Origin of the sequence: Vineibacter terrae, assembly GCF_008039615.1 — a bacterium.
Classification (GTDB): Bacteria; Pseudomonadota; Alphaproteobacteria; order Reyranellales; family Reyranellaceae; genus Vineibacter; species Vineibacter terrae.
On the sequence record NZ_VDUZ01000034.1, the window covers coordinates 85,059 to 103,583 of the forward strand.

An 18,525-nucleotide genomic window follows, 5' to 3' on the forward strand; every position below is an offset into this window, starting at 1 on the left:
ATGATCTTGTCCCTCGTGCTCAACGGCGCAGCACGCCGCCGCGGTCCACCTGGCGGCGCAGGACATCCAGCTCCTGCTCGGACGGCGCCGGCGTCGAGGGCACGACGCTCGGCACGATCAGCTCGCACCCGGTATTGGCCACCAGCGCCTCCACGCTCTGTCCCGGATGCACCGAGCGCAGGCGCAGACGCAGCGTGCGCTCGTCAAAATCCATCACGCCGCGCGGGCTGATCACCAGCGCCGGTCCGCCGCCGCGCAGGCCGAGCGCCTCGCGGCTGCCCGGCCCGTCGCCGAAGCCGATCGCGGTGCGGTAGTCGAGCCGCTGCACGAACGAGCGCCGCGAATGCTCGTGCATATAGATGAAGTAGCGTTGCGCCATGGTCGCCGAGTACGCCAGGCCGGCCGCGCCGGGGCCGCGCATCTCGCCGCCATCCTTCAGCCGCACGCGGGTGAGGTTGATGTTGCCGTGGCCATCGACCTGCAGCGCGCCGGCGAAGAACCAGTCGCGCCGCGTGTGGAAGACGCCGCTGGACGGCAGGACCGCCTCGGTGCCGGCATAGACGTTGCGCCAATCCATGGTGGAGGACACCAGCGGGCTCCACGGCTTGTCGACCATGTTGGCCACGAAGCCCGCGGCGCTGGTGATGATGGCGAGGTTGGGCGCGCGCGTGAGCTGCGCCAGGCGCGCGGCTGCCAGCGGGATCTCGCTGCGCGAGCCGCCGGGCGAGCCGACCTCGCCGTCCGCGAGCTCGCGGCTGAGCACGATGGCCGCAAGCTCGGGCCACGACCATGGCATGTCATTGGCGGGCATAGATGTCTCGTCTCAGGGCGGCGAGGCGGGAGGGCGTCAGGAAGCGGTCGAGATAGGCCTCGTGGCTCTCGGGCGCATGCACGTGCTCGGCCAGCCAGCGGCGCATCGCGTCCTCGCCGTCGCGCGCGCTTTGCTGGTAGTGCGCCAGATACGCATCGTCGTACTGGTAGTTGCCATGCGACGAGCAGGGATGCGCGCCCCATGGCGCCTCCACCACCGCGTCCACCAGGATATGCGCGATGTCGGCCAGGAACGGATCGGCCGTGAAGGTGCTGGCAGGCACCACCTCGTCGACGCTGGCGATCACCTTGCCGCCGCCGCGGCGCGTGGCTTCCGCGATCAGCACGTCCGAGAACGGATAGCCGGCATAGGCGAGGTTGCCCCATTGGTCGCCGCGCGTGGCATGCAGCAGCGCCATGTCCGGCCGGATGGCGGGCACCGCGATCATCGGCTCGCCGGTGATGGGGTCAGCGACCGGCTTGAGGTCGGGGTTGCTGTTGGGCAGGTCGGTGCCGACGCCTGTCTTGGTCCAGCCCGAGGGCAGGTTCTTGGCCGCGGCTTCCATGCCCGCGATCACCTGCGTCTCGTCGCAGTCCCACACCTTGACCCGGCCATCTGCCGCCCGGCGCCGGAAGTTCAGCGCCAGCCCGTGGTGCTCGAGGCCCAGATAGGGCACGCGGACCTCGGCGACGCAGCCGGCCGCGACCAGCAGGTCGACATCGATCGACGCCTGGGTCACGGCCACCACGATCAGGTCACGCGCGCCGCGCCGCGCGACCTCCCGCACCAGGCGCATCGGCTTGTTGTGGAACAGCGAGCCGCCGATGGCCACGACGGCGCCGTCGCGCAGGTCGGCCAACGCCGCATGCGCGTCCGCTTTCTTGGAGGTGCGGCCCGTCATTCCGGCTGGATCCCTGCGGCCTTGATGCGCTTGCCCCAGGCGGCCAGCTGCGCGCGCACATAGGCGGCGTGATCGGCGAGCGTATTGGGCGTCAGATCCAGGCCGACCTGCGCAAAGCGTTGCCGCACCGCGTCGCGCCCGCCCATCTTCAGGATCTCGGCGTTGAGGGTCTCGGCGATATCGGTGGGGGTGCCGGCCGGCGCGCCGATCCCCAGCCACACCTCGGGATCGAACTCGCCCATGCCCGACTCGGCCAGGGTCGGCACGTCGGGCATCTGCGGCGAGCGCGTGCGCGCGGTGGTGGCGATGGCCCGCAGCTTGCCGGCCTTGACCTGCTCGGCGGCGATCGACGGGTCGGCCATCATGAACTGGATCCGTCCCTCCATCAGATCGACCACCGCCGGCGGCTGGCTCTTGTACGGCACGCCCAGCGTGTCGACCTTGGCCAGGCTCGCGAATGTCGCCGCCGCGACCTGCGACGTGGCGGAGCCGTAGCCGTAGGCCAGGCCGGGGTTCTTGCGCGCGTGCTCGATGAGCTCCTGGACGTTGCGCACCGGCAGGTCGGGGTTGACCACCAGGAGGAACGGCACGCTGATGACCCGGGCGATATGGACGAAGTCCTTCACGGGGTCGAAAGGATATGTCTTCACCAGCCATGGGCGCGCCGAATGCGTGGCTGACGTGGTCAGCAGCAGCGTGTGGCCGTCGGCTGGCGATCTGGCCACCTGCTCGCTGCCGATCTGGCCCGAGGCGCCCGGCTTATTGTCGACCACGTAGGTGCCGCCCATGGTCTTGCGCAGCTCGTCGGCGACCACGCGCGCCACCGTGTCGCTGGCGCTGCCGGCGGTGAACGGCACGACGATGCGCACCGGCTTGTCGCCGGGGAACGCCAGCGCCGGGCCGGCGAGGGGAAGCGCCAGCGCAAGTCCGGCCAGCCAGCATGTCAGCTTCATGTTCATACCTGTCGCCTCATATCCGCCACGTCCCGCTGCGTCCTGGCTGTTCGTGTGCCCTGGCCGGCTCATTCCGGCTGCAGGCCCGCGTCCTTGATGCGCTTGCCCCAGGCGGCCAGCTGCTCGCGCACGAACGCGGCATGGTCGGCCAGGGTATTGGGCACGAGATCGAAGCCGACCGCGTCGAAGCGCTGCCGCACGTCGTCACGCTTGCCCATCTTGAGGATTTCGCTGCTGAGCTTGTTGACGATCTCAGCCGGCGTGCCCGCGGGCGCGCCCATGCCGACCCACACCTCGAGGTCGAAGTCGCTCATGCCTTGCTCGGCCAAGGTCGGCACGTCGGGGAACTGCGGCGAGCGGGCGCGCGAGGTGATCGCCAGCGCGCGCAGCTTGCCGGCTTTCACCTGCGGGCCGACCACCGACAGGTCGGCCATCATGAAGCGCACCTGGCCGCCCACCAGGTCGGTCACGGCGGGCGGCTGGCTCTTGTAGGGCACGGCCATCGCCTGGATCCCGGCCAGGGACACGAACGTGGCCGACGCCACCTGCGCCGTGGCCGAGCCGTAGCCATAGGGCAGCCCGGCATTCTGCCGGGCATAGGCGATGAAGTCCTTGACCGTGGCCGCCGGCACGTCGGGGTGCACCACCAGCAGAAAGGGCACCGTGATCACCCGCGCGATGTGGGTGAAGTCCTTGATCGGGTCGTAGCCCAGCGTCTTGGTCAGCCAGGGGCCGGCGGAATTCTGCGCCGACGAGGTCTGCAGCAGGGTGTAGCCGTCGGCCGGTGCTTTCGCCGCCAGATCGGTGCCGATCTGGCCCGATGCGCCGGGCTTGTTGTCGATCACGAACGTGCCGCCCAGGCTTTTGCGCAGCTCATCGGCCACGACGCGCGCCACGGTGTCGCCGCCGCTGCCGGCGGTAAAAGGCACGATGATCTTCACCGGTCGCTCGGGCCAGCCTTGCGCCGCCACGCCCGTCGGCATCGCCAGCAACGCCGCTGCCAGCCACCTCCCGAACCGGTTCATTCTTGCCTCCCGATATTTCTGTATATAGAATAGCTTTCTATATACAGTTGACCGTATCAAGCCGCCCCGAAGATCGCAAGAGGCCGCCGCGCCATGCCGCCCGCAAAGTCCACGCCCACGCCGACCGCCTATATGGTGCCGGCGGTCGATCGCTCCGTGCGCATCCTGCGCCTGCTGCAGCGGCGCCAGCAGCTCACGGTGAGCGACGTGGCGCAGGCGTCGGGGATCGGCGTCAGCAGCTGCTACGCCATCCTCAAGACGCTGCAGCACCATCACCTCGTCGCCTTCGACGAGCGCGCCAAGACCTATCGCCTCGGCCTCGGCCTGCTGGAGCTGGGTGGTGCCGTGAGCCGCGATTTCGTCTTCGTCGAGACGGCACGGGCGCATCTCATGGATTTCATGCGCACGACGCGGCTGACGACTTTCGTCGTGGCGCGTGTCGGCCACGAGCGCCTGATGGTGGTGGACAAGGAGGAGCCCGGCGGCGATGTCCGCATCAGCATCGCGGTGGGAACCCGCTTCCGCGTCACCGAAGGCCTGAGCGGGCGCTGCTTCATGGCCTTCCTGCCCGAAGCCGAATGCGACTCCCTTCTGAAGAGCGTCGGCCTGACGCCGTTCGCGGGGCTGCCGGCGCCCACGGTGAGGGCATATCGCGCCCAGCTGAGCGCCGCGCGTGAAGCGGGCTATGTCGCGCTCACGGAGTCGCCGATCAGCGGCGCCAATGGTGTGGCCGCGCCTGTCTTCGACAGCGAGGGCCGCATCCTGTTCGCGCTCACGGCCATGGGGCTCAGTCCGGCGCTGGCATCGAAGGCCATCGCCGAGACCGGCGCGAGCCTGCGTCAGGCCGCCGACGCGATCACGAAGGTCCTCGGCCGCGGCTGACGTTCCGGCGGATGCGTCATGGCCGGCGGGTCAGTCGACGCAGCAGCTCATCGTGCTGGCTGCCGGCGGCACGTCGAGCGCCGGGTTCTCGTCGAAGAAGCCTGATGGATGCAGGGCGAAGCCGGCTGTGGTCACCGGCTGCACCGGGAAATCCTCGGGCCGCGGCAGGTGATGCAGGCCGAAGCTGTGCCACACGACCACGTCGGTATCGACCAGCGGCCGGTCCGCCGCCGTCCATGCCGGCAGGCCGTCGCCGCCGGTGCTCTGGTTGGGATAGCGCCCGGCCGCGTGCATCTCGTCGGGGTGATAGGCGCTCACCCAGAGCTGGCGCGTCATGAAGGCGGCACGGCGCGCCACCATCGACTGCGGGCTGGAGAAGGTCGGCACCGGGTTCAGCGGCAGCAGCCGGTAGGCGGTCGGCTGCCCCAGCGCGTTGCGGCGGTCGGCGCTGGTGATCTTCCAGAACCGCGCCGCGTTGAAGTCGACGTTGCGCTGCGCCCGCAGCTCCGACTCCAGCACAGTCTCGCGGATGGTGAAGGCGTTGCCGTGCGGGTTGTCCGGCCCGACCGGCAGCGCCACGGTGTCAACCTCCACGACGCGGTTGCGCTCGCCGTCCACCGCCATGTCCAGGCGCATGTTGAAGACGTGCTGGTGATAATGGGCATAGACGCCCGGTGACACGATCGTGCCGTAGTCGGGCTTCTCGCCGGGACGGAGGCCGGCCGTGTTGAGGATGCCGGTCGCCTTGATCTCGAAATGGATCGAGCCGTCCTGGTGGAAGTACCAGAACTGGCCGTACTCGTAGTTGCCGACCGTGGAGATCGACGACACCACTAGCCGGCGCGCGCGGCGCACATCGACCGCGCCGGTGAACAGGTCGGTATGCTTCCACAGGATCCCGACATCCTCCTCGTGCAGGCAGACGGCGCTTTCGATGCAGTACGGATCGCCCTTGCTGTCGTTGAGCCAGGCATCGAAGTAGCGGATCGCGCCCAGGCAGTCGCAGCCCAGCGCCAGCGAGTTCGCCAGCACGCCGATGCCGTATTCACCGACATCGAAGGCGTTCTTGCGGAAATGGCCGCCGCCGGGATGGGCATAGGGCACGACCATCTCCGACAGCGCGGCGCGATGGAGGACCGGCCGCAGGCGGCCGCCGTCCTCGTAGCCGATCGTGTGCAGCACCAGGCCTTCGCGCCCGTTGAAGCCGACGCGCAGGCGCCATTTCTGCCAGCGCACCTCGTTGCCCTGCACGGTGAAGCTCGGCCCGTCGGGCTGCATGATCTCCAGCGGCTTGACGTCGGTGCGGAATGTCGTGCGATAGCGCGCGGCGTAGTTGCGGTTGCCCATGGGCACCGGCGCCTCGCCGTAATCGTCGATGCGCAGCACCTCGGCGCGGTCGAGATCGACCACGGCGCACAGCCCTTCGATGGGATGGGCATAGCCGTTGTCGTTGGGCTCGCTGCGGTACCAGCAGAAGGTGTGCGACAGGCGCCTGCCGGCCTCGTCCAGCAGGCCGTAGTTGCCGGCCGACCACGGATCGACCTGGACCTTCTCGATATCGGTGATGCCGCGCCTGGCCAGCGCGGCCCGGAAGCGCGGATCGGCGCGCGCCACCTCGCCCACCAGCGTGATGTCGTCGACCAGGATGCGCGGCCGCACGCCGGGAACATGCCGCCAGTCGACGACGCGGTCGCGCGCGAGGTCGACGCGCGCCTCGTAGACCTTGCCGTTGGCGCGGTCGAAGGCGCAGACGAAAGCCTCGCGCGGCATCGGCGCGCCGGGGCGGAACGCCTGCACGGCGTCCTTGTCCGGCTCGCGCAGGCTGATGGTCTCGAACATCATGCCGGCGCCGAGGTCGTGTGCCGCGCGCACCGCCACCGCCGCGCGCCGGATCTCGGCCGGGCTCAGCGGGTCGAGCGGGTGGGCTGTCGCTTCGGCTGCGCGGATTTCCTCGCCGGCATCGTTCATGGTGGCGCTCCCGACCGTCGTCGCATCTTGCCGGGATTCGCCGGTGTCTGCCAGACTGCGCCCGGCAGCGTGGCGACCGGGTGCGCCGGGCGGGTCTGCGCGCTGGAGGCGCTGCGCTGCGAGGGTGGCTCACATGGATCTCGCCGACAGCTGGGAGGCCCAGGCCCGGCAATGGACCGAATGGGCGCGCCGCCCCGGCCACGACAGCTACGGGCGCTACCACCGCGACCAGTTCCTCAGGCTTCTGCCGCTACCCGGTTGGCGCACGGTGGACGTCGGCTGCGGCGAAGGGCGCCTGACGCGGCATCTGAAGGGGCTCGGGCATCACATCGTCGGCATCGACTCGTCGCCGTCCATGATCGCCGCTGCCCGCGAGGCGGACCCGTCGATGGATGTCCGGATCGCCGATGCGGCGGCGCTGCCGCTGGATGACGCCAGCGCCGATCTTGCCGTCGCCTTCATGTCGCTGCACGACATCGATGCGATGCCGGCCGTGCTGCGCGACGTCGCGCGCGTGCTGGAGCCCGGCGGCAGGCTGTGCTTCGCGATCGTGCATCCGATCAACTCGGCCGGGCGCTTCGAGCGCCCGGCCGCCGACGCGCCCTTCGTCATCGCCGGCGACTATCTGCGGCCGTTCCGCTATGCCGATACCGTCGAGCGCGACGGGCTGGCGATGACGTTCCACAGCCAGCACCGTCCGATCGAAGCCTATTTCCGGGCGCTGGAGGCGGCCGGCTTCCTGGTCGAGGCGCTGCGCGAGCCGGGCGTTCCGGACCACGGCCTGTCGTCGGACGCGAGCCGCCGGTGGCAGCGCCTGCCGCTCTTCCTTCACGTGCGCGCGCTGCGTCCGTGAGCGCCGAGGCGGATCATGGTTGGCGATGCCAGGTTCGGGCGTCGCAGAAGATCAGGACGCAGCCCTTCAATTCAAGCGTATCGGCGCCCGTGAGACGCAGGCGGGCATCGTAGATCCGGCCGCTTTTGGGGTCGTAGATCGTCCCGCCGCTCCATCGGCCTGAGCCGGCAGGACGGAACCCTCGAAGGCTGGGCTATTATCGTGGCGACTGCAGAGGAGCGCCTCCATGAACCAGCATGCACACCTCGAAGGCGGCTGCCAGTGCGGCGCCGTGCGCTATCGTCTGACGACGCAACCACGCTGGGTCGGGCACTGCCATTGTCGCATGTGCCAGAAGGCGCATGGAGCGCCCCTGGTGTCCTGGGTTGCCGTGCCATCGAACAGCGTCGTGTTCACGAAAGGCCTGCTGAAATACTACCGCTCCAGCGAAAAGGCCGAACGCGGCTTCTGCCCGGAATGCGGCACGCCCATTGCTTGCGTGCCGGCGTCCCGGCCGGGCGAGGCGCCATCCATCGATCTGGCGCTCGCGACCTTTGACGATCCCAGGACGTTCGCGCCGATGATGCATGTGTGGTGTGACAGCGCGATGCCATGGCTGCCGATCAATGACCATCTGCCCCGATTCGGGCAAGGCATCACGGCCGACGACGCCGCGGAATGAGGCCACAGGAAAGGGCCGGATCGCGGCGCAGTCCAGGCGCCTGTCGGCGCGCCTGGCGATGACGGCAGGCGCGCCGACATGAATGCGCAGCCTGGTGAGGCCGCTACCGCTCCAGCGAGTGGTAGGCCGCCAGCGCCGCGTGGCTCACCAGGTCGCTGACCGTGGCGCCCATCTGCACGACCTGCACCGGCTTCTGCAGGCCGTCGATCACCGGCCCGATCACGGTGACGCCACCCAGGCGCTGCATCAGGCGCGAGGCGATGTGGGCCGAGTGCAGGCCGGGCATGATCAGGATGTTGGCCGGGCCCGTCAGGCGGCAGAACGGATAGGTCGACTTCAGGAGCTCGTAATCGAGCGCCATGTCGGCCTGCATCTCGCCGTCGAACTCGAAATCGACGCCCTCGTCGGCCAGCAGGCGGATGGCGTCGCGGATGCGCGTGGTGCGATCCATCTCGCGCGAGCCGAAGTTGGAGAACGACAAGAACGCCACGCGCGGGTCGTGTCCCATCTGGCGCGCATTGTGCACCATCTGCTTGGCGATGAGGGCGAGCTCGGTCGAGGTCGGGGTCTCGTTCACCGAGGTGTCGGCCAGGAACACCGTGCCGTGGCGCGAGACCACGATCGAGTAGCCGATCGCCACCTTGTCGTGCTCGACGTCGATCACACGCGTGACGTCGCCGAAGCACTCGGGGAAGCGCCGCGTGATGCCGGTCACCATGCCGTCGGCGTCGCCGGCCGCGACCATGCAGGCGCCGAACACGTTGCGGCCCTGGTTGACCATGCGCTGCACGTCGCGGCGCAGGAAGCCGTTGCGCTGCAGGCGGCGGTAGATCATGTCGGTGTAGGCTTGGTTCTTGGTCGACAGCCGCGCGTTGTGGATCTCCAGCCCGTCCTCGTCGGTGATGCCCAGCGACCGCATCGTCTCGCGCACCTGGTCGTCGCGGCCGATCAGGATCGGGGTGCCGTAGCCGTTGTCGCGGAAGGCGACGGCGGCGCGGATGGTGCGCTCCTCCTCGCCCTCGGCGAAGACGATGCGGCGCGGATTGGCCTTGACCTGCTCGAACAGGCTCTGCAGCCAGGCCGTGGTCGGGTCGAGCCGGCTCGACAGCTGGCGCTTGTACTCGGCCATGTCGATGATCGGCTTGCGGGCCACGCCCGAGTCCATCGCCGCCTGCGCCACCGCGGCCGAGACCTCGACGATCAGGCGCGGGTCGAACGGCACCGGCATGATGTACTCGGGCCCGTAGCGCAGCCGGCGGCCGGCGTAGGCGCGGTCGACCTCGTCGGGCACGTCCTCGCGCGCCAGCTCGGCCAGCGCCTCGGCGGCGGCGATCTTCATCTGCTCGTTGATGGTGCGGGCGCGCACGTCGAGCGCGCCGCGGAAGATATAGGGGAAGCCCAGGACATTGTTGACCTGGTTGGGATAGTCGCTGCGGCCGGTGGCGATGATGGCATCGCCGCGCACCGCCTTGACGTCTTCCGGCGTGATCTCGGGATCGGGGTTGGCCATGGCGAAGATGATCGGCTTGGCCGCCATGCTGCGCACCATGTCGGGCGTCACCGCGCCCTTCACCGACAGGCCGAAGAAGACGTCGGCGCCCTTCATCGCCTCTTCCAGGGTGCGCGCCTTGGTGCGCACGGCGTGCGCCGACTTCCACTGGTTCATGCCCTCGGTGCGACCCTGCCAGATCACGCCCTTGGTGTCGCACAGGATGGCGTTCTCATGCGGCAGGCCCATGGCCTTGACCAGCTCGATGCAGGCGATCGACGCGGCGCCGGCGCCGTTCACCACCATCTTCACGTCCTTGATGTCGCGGCCGGTCAGATGCAGCGCGTTGATCAGGCCGGCGGCCGAGACGATGGCGGTGCCGTGCTGGTCGTCGTGGAAGACCGGGATGTCCATCAGCTCGCGCAGGCGCTGCTCGATGATGAAGCACTCCGGCGCCTTGATGTCCTCGAGGTTGATGCCGCCGAAGCTGGGCCCCAGCAGCTTGACGCAGTTGATGAACGCCTCGGCATCCTTGGTGTCGACCTCCAGGTCGATGCCGTCGACATCGGCGAAGCGCTTGAACAGCACCGCCTTGCCTTCCATCACCGGCTTGCCGGCCAGGGCCCCGAGGTCGCCCAGGCCCAGCACCGCCGTGCCGTTGGAGATGATGGCGACGATGTTGCCCTTGGAGGTATAGTCGTACGCCGTCGACGGATCGCGCTGGATCTCCAGGCAGGGCGCCGCCACGCCTGGCGAGTAGGCCAGCGACAAATCGCGCTGGGTGGTCAGCGGCTTGGTCGGGACGATCTCGATCTTGCCCGGCCGTCCGGCTGCATGCATGCGCAACGAGTCAGCCGCCAGATCGCCGGATTCGACCTGCTTGGGCTCGACATCGAACGTGGTCTCGGACACGGGTGTTCCCTCTCGACGCTTGACGACACTTCATGTGCCGGATCCGGGCCAGGCCGATCCGGCATTGCTTGTCCCCAGCGTTCTAGCCGACATGCATCGACCTGGAAACTCCCAGCATGTAGACTGGCGTCACAAATCCTTTGCCATCAAGACGTTGGTTCCCGTGCCCGATACGCGCACGCCAGATGACCTGTCCCGGCCGCCGCCCCGGGCCGAGACCGAGCCGGCGGCAGCGGTTACCCCGATGATGGCGCAGTACCTCGCCATCAAGCGGCGCCATCCCGATCATCTGCTGTTCTACCGGATGGGTGATTTCTACGAGCTGTTCTTCGACGATGCCGTCAAGGCATCGGCGGCGCTCGACATTGCCCTCACCAAGCGCGGCCAGCACCAGGGCGCCGACATTCCGATGTGCGGTGTGCCGGTGCACAGCCACGAGGCCTATCTGTCGCGGCTGATCCGACTGGGCTTCAAGGTCGCGGTCTGCGAGCAGACCGAGGATCCGGCCGAAGCCAGGAAGCGCGGTGCGAAATCGGTGGTGAATCGCGACGTGGTGCGCGTCATCACGCCCGGCACGCTGACCGAGGACGCGCTGCTCGACGCGCGCGCGCACAACTACCTCGCGGCGCTGTCGGAGGCGCAGGGCGGGCTCGGCCTGGCCTGGCTCGACCTCTCGACCGGCGCCTTCGCCGTGCAGCCGCTCGAGGCGGCGGGCCTCGTGGCCGCCCTGGCGCGGCTGGAGCCGGGCGAGATCCTGCTGCCCGACCGCCTGCTGGCGCGGCCCGAGATCGCCGCGGCGCTGGCCGACTGGAAGGCGGCGCTGACGCCGCTGCCCTCGGCCCGCTTCGACAGCGACAATGCGCGCCAGCGCCTGCAGCGCCTGTTCGGCGTCGGCGCGCTCGACGGCTTCGGCAGCTTCGGCCGTGCCGAGGTGGCGGCCTGCGGCAGCCTGGTCGATTATGTCGAGCTGACCCAGGCCGGCAAGGTGCCGGCGCTGTCGCCGCCGCGGCGCGAAAGCGCGTCAGGCAGCATGGAGATCGACCCGGCGACCCGCCGCAACCTGGAGCTGGTGCGGGCGCTGGACGGCCGCCGCGACGGCAGCCTGCTGGCCTGCATCGACCGGACGTTGACCGGCCCGGGCGCGCGCCTGCTGGCCGAGCGGCTGGCGGCGCCGCTGACCGACATCGCCGCGATCGAGGCGCGGCTGGACCTGGTGCGCTTCGCGGCCGAGACGCCGGCGCTGCGCGAGACCTTGCGCGAGCGCCTGCGCCAGGTGCCCGACATGGAACGCGCGCTGCAGCGCCTCTCGGTGGGACGCGGCGGTCCGCGCGATCTCGCCGGCCTGCGCGACGGCCTGCGCCAGGGCAGCGGCATCGCCGAGCTGCTCGACGCGGCGCCGGCGCTGCACCGCCCGCCGCAGCTGGCCGATCTTGCGGCGGCGCTGTCGGGGCATGCGGCGCTGGTCGACGTGCTGGCCGCCGCTCTGGCCGACGAGCTGCCGCTTCTGGTGCGCGACGGCGGCTTCATCCGCCCCGGCCATGCCGCCGAGCTCGACGAGCTGCGCACCTTGCGTGACGACAGCCGCAAGACCATCGCCGGGCTGGAAGCGAAGTATCGCGCCGCCACCGGCGTCGCCTCGCTCAAGATCCGGCACAACAACGTCATCGGCTATCATATCGAGATCACGCAGACCAATCTCGGCAAGCTCGATCCGACGGCGCACGGCTTCATCCACCGCCAGACCATGGCCAGCGCCACGCGCTACGCCACGGTCGAGCTCAGCGAGCTCGAGGCCAGGATCGGCCGCGCCGCCGATGCCGCGCTGCAGCTCGAGCTGAAGCTGTTCGACGGCCTGGTGCGCGCCGTCCTGGAGCGGGCCACGGCGGTCGCCGCGGCGGCCCAGGCGCTGGCGGCGCTGGATGTCGCATCGGCGCTGGCCGAGCTGGCGGTGGCCGAGCGCTGGACGCGCCCGGTCATGGTCGAGGGGGCCGACTTCACCATCTCGGGCGGGCGCCACCCGGTCGTCGAGGCGGCCTTGCGGCGCCAGCGCACGGCCGCCTTCGTGGCCAACGACTGCGATCTGGGGGCCGACCGCCGGCTGTGGCTGCTGACCGGCCCCAACATGGCCGGCAAGTCGACCTTCCTGCGCCAGAACGCGCTGATGGCGATCCTGGCGCAGATGGGCGCCTACGTGCCGGCCGACCACGCCAGGATCGGGACCGTCGACAGGCTGTTCAGCCGCGTCGGGGCTGCCGACGACCTGGCGCGCGGCCGCTCGACCTTCATGGTCGAGATGGTCGAGACGGCTGCCATCCTCAACCAGGCGACGCCGCGCAGCCTAGTGATCCTCGACGAGATCGGCCGCGGCACGGCGACGTTCGACGGCCTCTCGATCGCCTGGGCGGCGCTGGAGCAGCTGCACGAGGTCAACCGCTGCCGGGCGCTGTTCGCCACGCACTATCATGAGCTCGGGGCGCTGGCGACGCGGCTGGCGGCGCTCAAGCCCTACACCATGCGCGTCAAGGAATGGCAGGGCGAGGTCGTGTTCCTGCACGAGGTGGCGCCGGGTGCCGCCGACCGGTCCTACGGCATCCATGTCGCCAAGCTGGCCGGCCTGCCGTCGGCGGTCGTGGCCCGCGCCGAGGAGGTGCTCTCGGCGCTGGAGCAGGGCGAGCAGTCCGGCGCCGTGACGCGGCTGGCCGACGACCTGCCGCTGTTTGCCGCCGCTCCCAAGCGGCCCGCCGGTGGCACTGGCGGCAGCGGCGGCGGTGCGGCGAAAGAGTCCGAGATCGAGAAGGCGCTGGCCGGTATCAATCCCGACGAGCTGACGCCACGCGAGGCGTTGGAGCTGATCTATAACCTGCGGGGGCGCCTGGACCCCGGGAGCGCGTCATGAGTCCGACCGCCACCCTGGGCTGGCACAGATGATGCGCGCGTTGATGCATACGCTTTGCTGGTTCGGCCTGGCCGCCGCCGTCGGCCTGGCGCCGGCCGCGGCGCGGGCGCGGGCGCAGGCGCCCTGCCTGGCGTCCGGCGACGTGATCAGCGGCAAGGTGGCGCCGGTCACGGCCAGCCACCCCAATGGCTCGACCTTCACCGCCTACATCCTGACCCTGTCGCCGCCGCGCTGCGTCACGACGGCGGACCAGCGCATCGAGGCCGCCGCGCGCTTGCAGCTGGGCGGCAATGCCGGGCAGCAGGCCACCTTGCGCCGCCGCGCCGACGCGGTTGTCAGGGTGCGCATCCGCGATCCGTTCACCCCCGAGACCGCCTGGCATATCGGCGACGTGATCGTGGTCGACTATGACATCGTCAACTGAGGGCATATGCCGATGACCGGGTCGCTGCCCCAGCCCGAAGAGGCCGAACGTCGGCGCACGCTCTATGGCCGCCGCCGCGGCAAGAAGCTGCGATCGGGCCAGCAGGGCCTGCTCGAAAGCCTGCTGCCGCGCCTGCGCGTGCCGGTGCGCCATAGCCTCGAGCCGGCCGACCATGCGCCGCTGGACCTGCCGGCGCTGTTCGGCCGGGCCATGCCGGGCGGCTACTGGCTGGAGGTCGGGTTCGGCTCGGGCGAGCACCTGGTGTGGCAGGCCGAGCACCATCCCGATGTCGGGCTGATCGGATGCGAGCCCTATGTCAACGGCATCGCCAAGTGCCTGGCCCATGTCGAGCGGACCGGGGTCGGCAATGTCCGCGTGTTCGACGACGATGCCCGCTTCGTGATGGCCGCCCTGCCGCCGGGCTCGCTCGGCCGCGCCTTTGTGCTGTTCCCCGATCCGTGGCCCAAGGCACGCCACCAGAAGCGCCGCTTCGTCTGCCGCGAGACGCTCGACCGGCTGGCTGAGCTGATGGTGCCGGAAGGCGAGTTGCGATTGGCAACTGATGACCCTGTCCACCTGCCGTGGATGCTGGAGCAGGCCTGCCTGCATCCGGCGTTCACCTGGCTGGCCGAGCGCCCGGGCGACTGGCGGCAGCGGTCGGCCGACTGGCCGCCCACCCGCTATGAGCAGAAGATGCTGGCCGGTCGCCGCCCGGCCTTCCTGCGGTTCAGAAGGACTTAGTCCACTGGACTAAGTCCGCTTCCCTGCCTATATGTGAGACATGGGCGAGCCGATCACCATCCACGCGGCCAAGACGCGCTTCTCCGAGCTCGTGCGCCGCGCCGAGGCGGGCGAGGAGATCATCATCGCGCGCGGCAACAAGCCGGTCGCGAAGCTGGTGGCAGTTCAACCGAAAGCAAAGCCCAAGCGGCAGTTTGGCAGCCTCAAGGGAATCGTCGCATTGGATGAAGCCTTTTGGGAGCCCATGAGCGATGAGGAACTGGAGGCTTGGGGCTTGAAATAGGCCCACGACCGTCATGCCTCTGCTTCTCGACACCCATGCTCTGATCTGGTGGGCCGCAGGCAACACCATCCTGCCTGTCAATGTCAGGCGGCGGATCGAGGACGAGGAGGATGTTTTCGTCAGCGCCGTGACCGTCTTCGAGATTACGACCAAGTTCATGAAGGGGAAGCTTCAGCAGGCCGCCGCCATCGCTCATGATGTTGAAGCCTACGCTGCAGGGCAGGAATTCAAGCCTCTGCCGATTTCGCTCAGGCATGCCCAAGTCGCGGGCTCGCTGCCCGGGCCTTCACGTGATCCCTTCGACAGGTTGCTGATCGCCCAGGCCATGGTGGAGAACCTGCAGCTTGTGTCGATCGAGCAGCCCTTCGACACCTATCCGATCCGGCGGTTGTGGTAAGGGGGGCAGGCGTCACAATCCGCTGGACTCCCGGCCGTGATTTACCTATATGCGGCCTCACATAGCGGTCCCGTCGGCGGACCTAACAAGAAAGAGCGGGCCAAAAAGCCCGCTCTTCTCGTTTCCACCCGCCAAGAGCCAGGCAACGGCCAACAAGACGCGATCGCAACGGAGCGATGAGGCGGCGTGACGGAGCTGGAACGGCGGATCGAGGGCATTGTCGGCCCGGCAGCGGAAGGGCTGGGCTACGAGCTTGTGCGCGTGATGCTGGCGGGCGGCCACGACGGGCGCCTGCAGATCATGGCCGAGCGCCGCGATGGCGCGCCGATGACGGTGGACGATTGCGAGCGGCTGAGTCGGACCATATCGGCCCTGCTCGATGTCGAGGATCCCATCGACGGCGCCTACACACTGGAAGTGAGCTCGCCGGGGATCGACCGGCCGTTGGTGCGGCGCAAGGACTGGGAGCGCTGGAGCGGCCATGTGGCGCGGGTCGAGATGGCCGAGCCGGTCGAAGGGCGTAAGCGTTTCAGGGGCGTGCTGCTGGGTCTCGACGGCGAGGATGCGCGGTTGCGCCTGGAGGACGGTGCCGAGGTTCGCCTGCCCCTGTCGGGCGTGGCACGCGCCAAGCTGGTGCTGACCGATGCGCTGATTGCCGAAGCCGGCAAGATGGCGACTGCCAACGACGGCGCGCCGCCGAGTGCCCATTGACGGCACGACGGCGCTGCCCGCGGATTGACGACGGAGCGACGAACGATGGCCACGACAGCCGACATCCCTCGCCTGGAGATGATTCAGGTCGCCGACACGGTGGCGCGCGAGAAGGGGCTCGACCGCGAAGAGGTGCTGGAGGCCATGGAGCTGGCGATCCAGAAGGCCGGCCGCTCCAAGTACGGCCTCGAGCACGACATCCGCGCCGAGATCGATCGCAAGAGCGGCGAGATCAAGCTGCTGCGCTTCATGCAGGTGGTCGAGGCGGTCGAGAACGAGAACACGCAGATCGCATTGCCGGAGGCGCAGCGGCGCAACCCCGACGCGCAGGTGGGTGACTTCCTCACCGACGAGCTGCCGCCGATCGACTTCGGCCGCATCGCCGCCCAGACCGCCAAGCAGGTGATCACGCAGCGCATGCGCGAGGCCGAGCGCAAGCGGCAGTACGAGGAGTTCAAGGACCGGGTCGGCGAGATCGTGTCCGGCACCGTCAAGCGCGTCGATTTCGGCAACACCATCGTCGATCTCGGCGGCCGCGCCGAGGCCATCATCCGCCGCGACGAGTCGATTCCGCGCGAGGCGCTGCGGCCCAGCGACCGGGTGCGCGCCTATATCTACGACGTGCGCGAGGAGCCGCGCGGGCCGCAGATCTTCCTGTCGCGCACGCACCCGCAGTTCATGGCCAAGCTGTTCACCCAGGAAGTGCCGGAGATCTATGACAGCATCATCGAGATCAAGGCGGTGGCGCGCGACCCCGGCAGCCGCGCCAAGATCGCGGTGCTGAGCCATGATCCCAGCATCGATCCGATCGGCGCCTGCGTCGGCATGCGCGGCAGCCGCGTGCAGACCGTGGTCCAGGAGCTGCAGGGCGAGAAGATCGACATCATCCCCTGGTCGCCGGACACGGCCAACTTCGTGGTCAACGCGCTGGCGCCGGCCGAGGTGGCCAAGGTGCTGCTCGATGAGGACAAGGGCACGATCGAGGTCGTGGTGCCCGACGACCAGCTGTCGCTGGCGATCGGCCGCCGCGGCCAGAATGTGCGCCTGGCGGCGATCCTCACGGGCTGGGACATCGACATCGTGCCCGAGAGCGAGGAGTCGGAGCGGCGCCAGAAGGAAACCCGCGAGCGCGCCGAGGCCTTCCGCACGACACTGGACGTCGACGAGGTCATCGCCCATCTTCTGGTGGCGGAAGGCTTCTCGCGCGTCGAGGAAGTGGCCTATGTCGGCCTCGAGGAGCTGACCTCGATCGAAGGCTTCGACGAGGAGCTGGCTTCCGAGCTGCAGCGCCGTGCGCTCGCCTTCATCGAGACGCGCGACGCCGAGTTCGAGAAGCGCCGTGTCGAGCTGGGTGTTGCCGACGATCTGAAGGCGATCGAGGGCCTGACGCCGGGCATGCTTGTGCGGCTGGGCGAGAAGGGCGTGAAGACGCTGGACGACCTGGCCGACCTTGCCGGCGACGAGCTGCGCGAGATCGTCGGCGAGGACGAGATGGACGGCGATGCCGCCAACGCCGTCATCATGGCGGCGCGGGCGCACTGGTTCGAGGGCGAGGAGCCGCCGGCGACCGAGCAGGGGGCCACGGCGTAGGCGGGCGGCGAGGAGGCAGTCGGAGTGCAGGTGGTGCAGCAGAGCGAGGCGATGATGCCGGTGGGACCGGCCGGGCACGACCCGGCGGGCGGACCGCTGCGCACATGCCTGGCCAGCGGCCAGACGCGCCCCCCGCACGAGATGATCCGCTTCGTCGTCGGGCCGGACGGCCGCGTTGTGCCCGACCTGGCGCGCAAGCTGCCGGGACGCGGCCTGTGGGTGACCGCGACGCGTGAGGCCGTCGAGCGCAGCATCGCGCGCAAGGCGTTCGCCCGTGGCGCGCGTCGCGCCGTCGGTGTCGATGCCGACCTGCCGCAGCGCATCGAGGGCCTGCTGCGCGCGCGGGCGCTGGAGGCCCTGGCATTGGCGCGGCGCGCAGGCGCCGCCGTCAACGGCTTCGCCAAGGTCGAGGAGCGGCTGCGCAGCGGGCGGCTGGGGCTGGTCGTGTGCGCCGAGGAGGCGCATGCCAGCGACAGCCGCGGCAAGGTCGCCGGGCGCGGCGCGCCGGTGATGGATTTCGTTGACGCGGCGTCGCTAGGCCGCGTCTTCGGTCGCGACGATGCGACCTATATCGGCATCGTGTCCGGCCCGCTGGCCGGGCGCGTGGCCGCCGAGATTGGCCGGTGGGCGGCGTATCGTGCCCCCGCCGGCCAGGCGATGGGCATGTAGCAGGGCGTATGCGGATCGGAGAACGGCAGAACATGAGCGAGAGCACCGAGACCAAGCAGACCAAGCCGCTGACGCTGGGTGGCGCCGGCCGGCTGGATCTGAAGCCGAAGGTCGAGACGGGGCAGGTGCGTCAGAAATTCTCGCACGGCCGCACCAAGGCCGTGACGGTCGAGGTCAAGAAGAAGCGGATCGTGCCGCCGCCGGGTGGCCCCGCTGCGCCTGCGCCCACGGTTGCCAAGGCCGAGCCGCCGCCGGCGGCGAAGCCTGCCGAGGCATCGCCGGCCGTTGCACGGCCGTCTGCGCCGCCGCCGGCTGCGGTGCGGCCGCCGGCGCCGCCGGTCACTACCCCCACGCCCGCG

Annotated in this window: 18 protein-coding genes and 1 pseudogene; 12 read left to right on the forward strand and 7 right to left on the reverse strand. The window is 69.6% G+C overall.

Going from position 1 to position 18,525, the window contains the following annotated elements; genetic code table 11:
- Positions 1–19: 19 nt before the first annotated feature.
- The 4 genes from FHP25_RS26325 to FHP25_RS26340 form a co-directional block, all read right to left on the reverse strand.
- Positions 20–811 (reverse strand): CoA-transferase, encoded by a 792-nt coding sequence (locus FHP25_RS26325; RefSeq protein WP_147849957.1) that lies wholly within the window; start codon positions 809–811, stop codon positions 20–22.
- Entirely contained in the window at positions 798–1,712 is a 915-nt protein-coding gene (locus tag FHP25_RS26330) for a CoA transferase subunit A (protein ID WP_147849958.1), read from the reverse strand. The genes FHP25_RS26325 and FHP25_RS26330 overlap by 14 nt, the downstream gene beginning before the upstream one ends.
- Positions 1,709–2,671, reverse strand: coding sequence for a Bug family tripartite tricarboxylate transporter substrate binding protein (locus FHP25_RS26335; RefSeq protein ID WP_178133794.1), 963 nt, complete (start codon positions 2,669–2,671; stop codon positions 1,709–1,711). Before FHP25_RS26335 ends, FHP25_RS26330 begins: the two co-directional genes overlap by 4 nt.
- 62 nt (positions 2,672–2,733) lie before the next feature.
- Positions 2,734–3,690, reverse strand: coding sequence for a Bug family tripartite tricarboxylate transporter substrate binding protein (locus tag FHP25_RS26340; RefSeq protein ID WP_147849960.1), 957 nt, complete (start codon positions 3,688–3,690; stop codon positions 2,734–2,736).
- Positions 3,691–3,783: 93 nt separating this feature from the next.
- On the opposite strand from FHP25_RS26340, the gene FHP25_RS26345 reads away from it, so the two are divergent.
- Positions 3,784–4,572: an IclR family transcriptional regulator gene (locus FHP25_RS26345; protein WP_147849961.1), complete on the forward strand. Its 789-nt coding sequence runs from the start codon at positions 3,784–3,786 to the stop codon at positions 4,570–4,572.
- A gap of 30 nt (positions 4,573–4,602) precedes the next feature.
- Here the strand turns inward: FHP25_RS26345 and FHP25_RS26350 are convergent, their stop codons facing one another.
- Complete coding sequence (locus tag FHP25_RS26350; RefSeq protein ID WP_147849962.1) at positions 4,603–6,540, reverse strand: primary-amine oxidase; 1,938 nt, start codon at positions 6,538–6,540, stop codon at positions 4,603–4,605.
- Positions 6,541–6,673: 133 nt separating this feature from the next.
- Between FHP25_RS26350 and FHP25_RS26355 the strand changes: the two genes are divergently transcribed.
- On the forward strand, positions 6,674–7,393 hold the full coding sequence (locus tag FHP25_RS26355) for a class I SAM-dependent methyltransferase (protein ID WP_147849963.1): 720 nt from the start codon (positions 6,674–6,676) through the stop codon (positions 7,391–7,393).
- A 13-nt stretch (positions 7,394–7,406) separates the two neighbouring features.
- Here FHP25_RS26355 and FHP25_RS42680 read toward each other — a convergent pair.
- Positions 7,407–7,568: pseudogene (locus FHP25_RS42680) on the reverse strand (DUF2147 domain-containing protein); the annotation flags it as partial.
- 51 nt (positions 7,569–7,619) lie between these two features.
- Between FHP25_RS42680 and FHP25_RS26365 the strand changes: the two are divergent.
- Complete coding sequence (locus FHP25_RS26365; RefSeq protein ID WP_147849964.1) at positions 7,620–8,054, forward strand: GFA family protein; 435 nt, start codon at positions 7,620–7,622, stop codon at positions 8,052–8,054.
- Between the two features lie 103 nt (positions 8,055–8,157).
- Here FHP25_RS26365 and FHP25_RS26370 read toward each other — a convergent pair whose 3' ends face one another.
- Positions 8,158–10,455 carry an NADP-dependent malic enzyme gene (locus tag FHP25_RS26370; RefSeq protein ID WP_408068550.1) on the reverse strand — a complete coding sequence of 766 codons (2,298 nt, stop codon included), beginning with the start codon at positions 10,453–10,455 and terminating at the stop codon, positions 8,158–8,160.
- 244 nt (positions 10,456–10,699) lie between these two features.
- Between FHP25_RS26370 and mutS the strand changes: the two genes are divergently transcribed.
- The 9 genes from mutS to FHP25_RS26415 all read left to right on the forward strand — a co-directional run.
- A complete protein-coding gene (gene mutS / locus FHP25_RS26375; RefSeq protein ID WP_218578614.1) occupies positions 10,700–13,351 on the forward strand; it encodes a DNA mismatch repair protein MutS in 2,652 nt (883 codons plus the stop codon).
- Between the two features lie 40 nt (positions 13,352–13,391).
- On the forward strand, positions 13,392–13,775 hold the full coding sequence (locus tag FHP25_RS26380; protein ID WP_147849966.1) for a hypothetical protein: 384 nt from the start codon (positions 13,392–13,394) through the stop codon (positions 13,773–13,775).
- Between the two features lie 12 nt (positions 13,776–13,787).
- Positions 13,788–14,516: a tRNA (guanine(46)-N(7))-methyltransferase TrmB gene (trmB, locus tag FHP25_RS26385; RefSeq protein WP_147849967.1), complete on the forward strand. Its 729-nt coding sequence runs from the start codon at positions 13,788–13,790 to the stop codon at positions 14,514–14,516.
- A 40-nt stretch (positions 14,517–14,556) separates the two neighbouring features.
- Positions 14,557–14,799, forward strand: coding sequence for a type II toxin-antitoxin system Phd/YefM family antitoxin (locus tag FHP25_RS26390; protein ID WP_147849968.1), 243 nt, complete (start codon positions 14,557–14,559; stop codon positions 14,797–14,799).
- 13 nt (positions 14,800–14,812) lie between these two features.
- Entirely contained in the window at positions 14,813–15,196 is a 384-nt protein-coding gene (locus tag FHP25_RS26395) for a type II toxin-antitoxin system VapC family toxin (protein ID WP_147849969.1), read from the forward strand.
- 186 nt (positions 15,197–15,382) lie between these two features.
- Positions 15,383–15,907 carry a ribosome maturation factor RimP gene (rimP, locus tag FHP25_RS26400; protein ID WP_147849970.1) on the forward strand — a complete coding sequence of 175 codons (525 nt, stop codon included), beginning with the start codon at positions 15,383–15,385 and terminating at the stop codon, positions 15,905–15,907.
- A gap of 45 nt (positions 15,908–15,952) precedes the next feature.
- Entirely contained in the window at positions 15,953–17,497 is a 1,545-nt protein-coding gene (gene nusA, locus FHP25_RS26405) for a transcription termination factor NusA (RefSeq protein ID WP_147849971.1), read from the forward strand.
- A 24-nt stretch (positions 17,498–17,521) separates the two neighbouring features.
- Positions 17,522–18,166, forward strand: coding sequence for an RNA-binding protein (locus FHP25_RS26410; RefSeq protein WP_147849972.1), 645 nt, complete (start codon positions 17,522–17,524; stop codon positions 18,164–18,166).
- Between the two features lie 32 nt (positions 18,167–18,198).
- The coding region (locus FHP25_RS26415; protein WP_178133795.1) for a translation initiation factor IF-2 associated domain-containing protein at positions 18,199–18,525 on the forward strand (327 nt) is incomplete at its 3' end.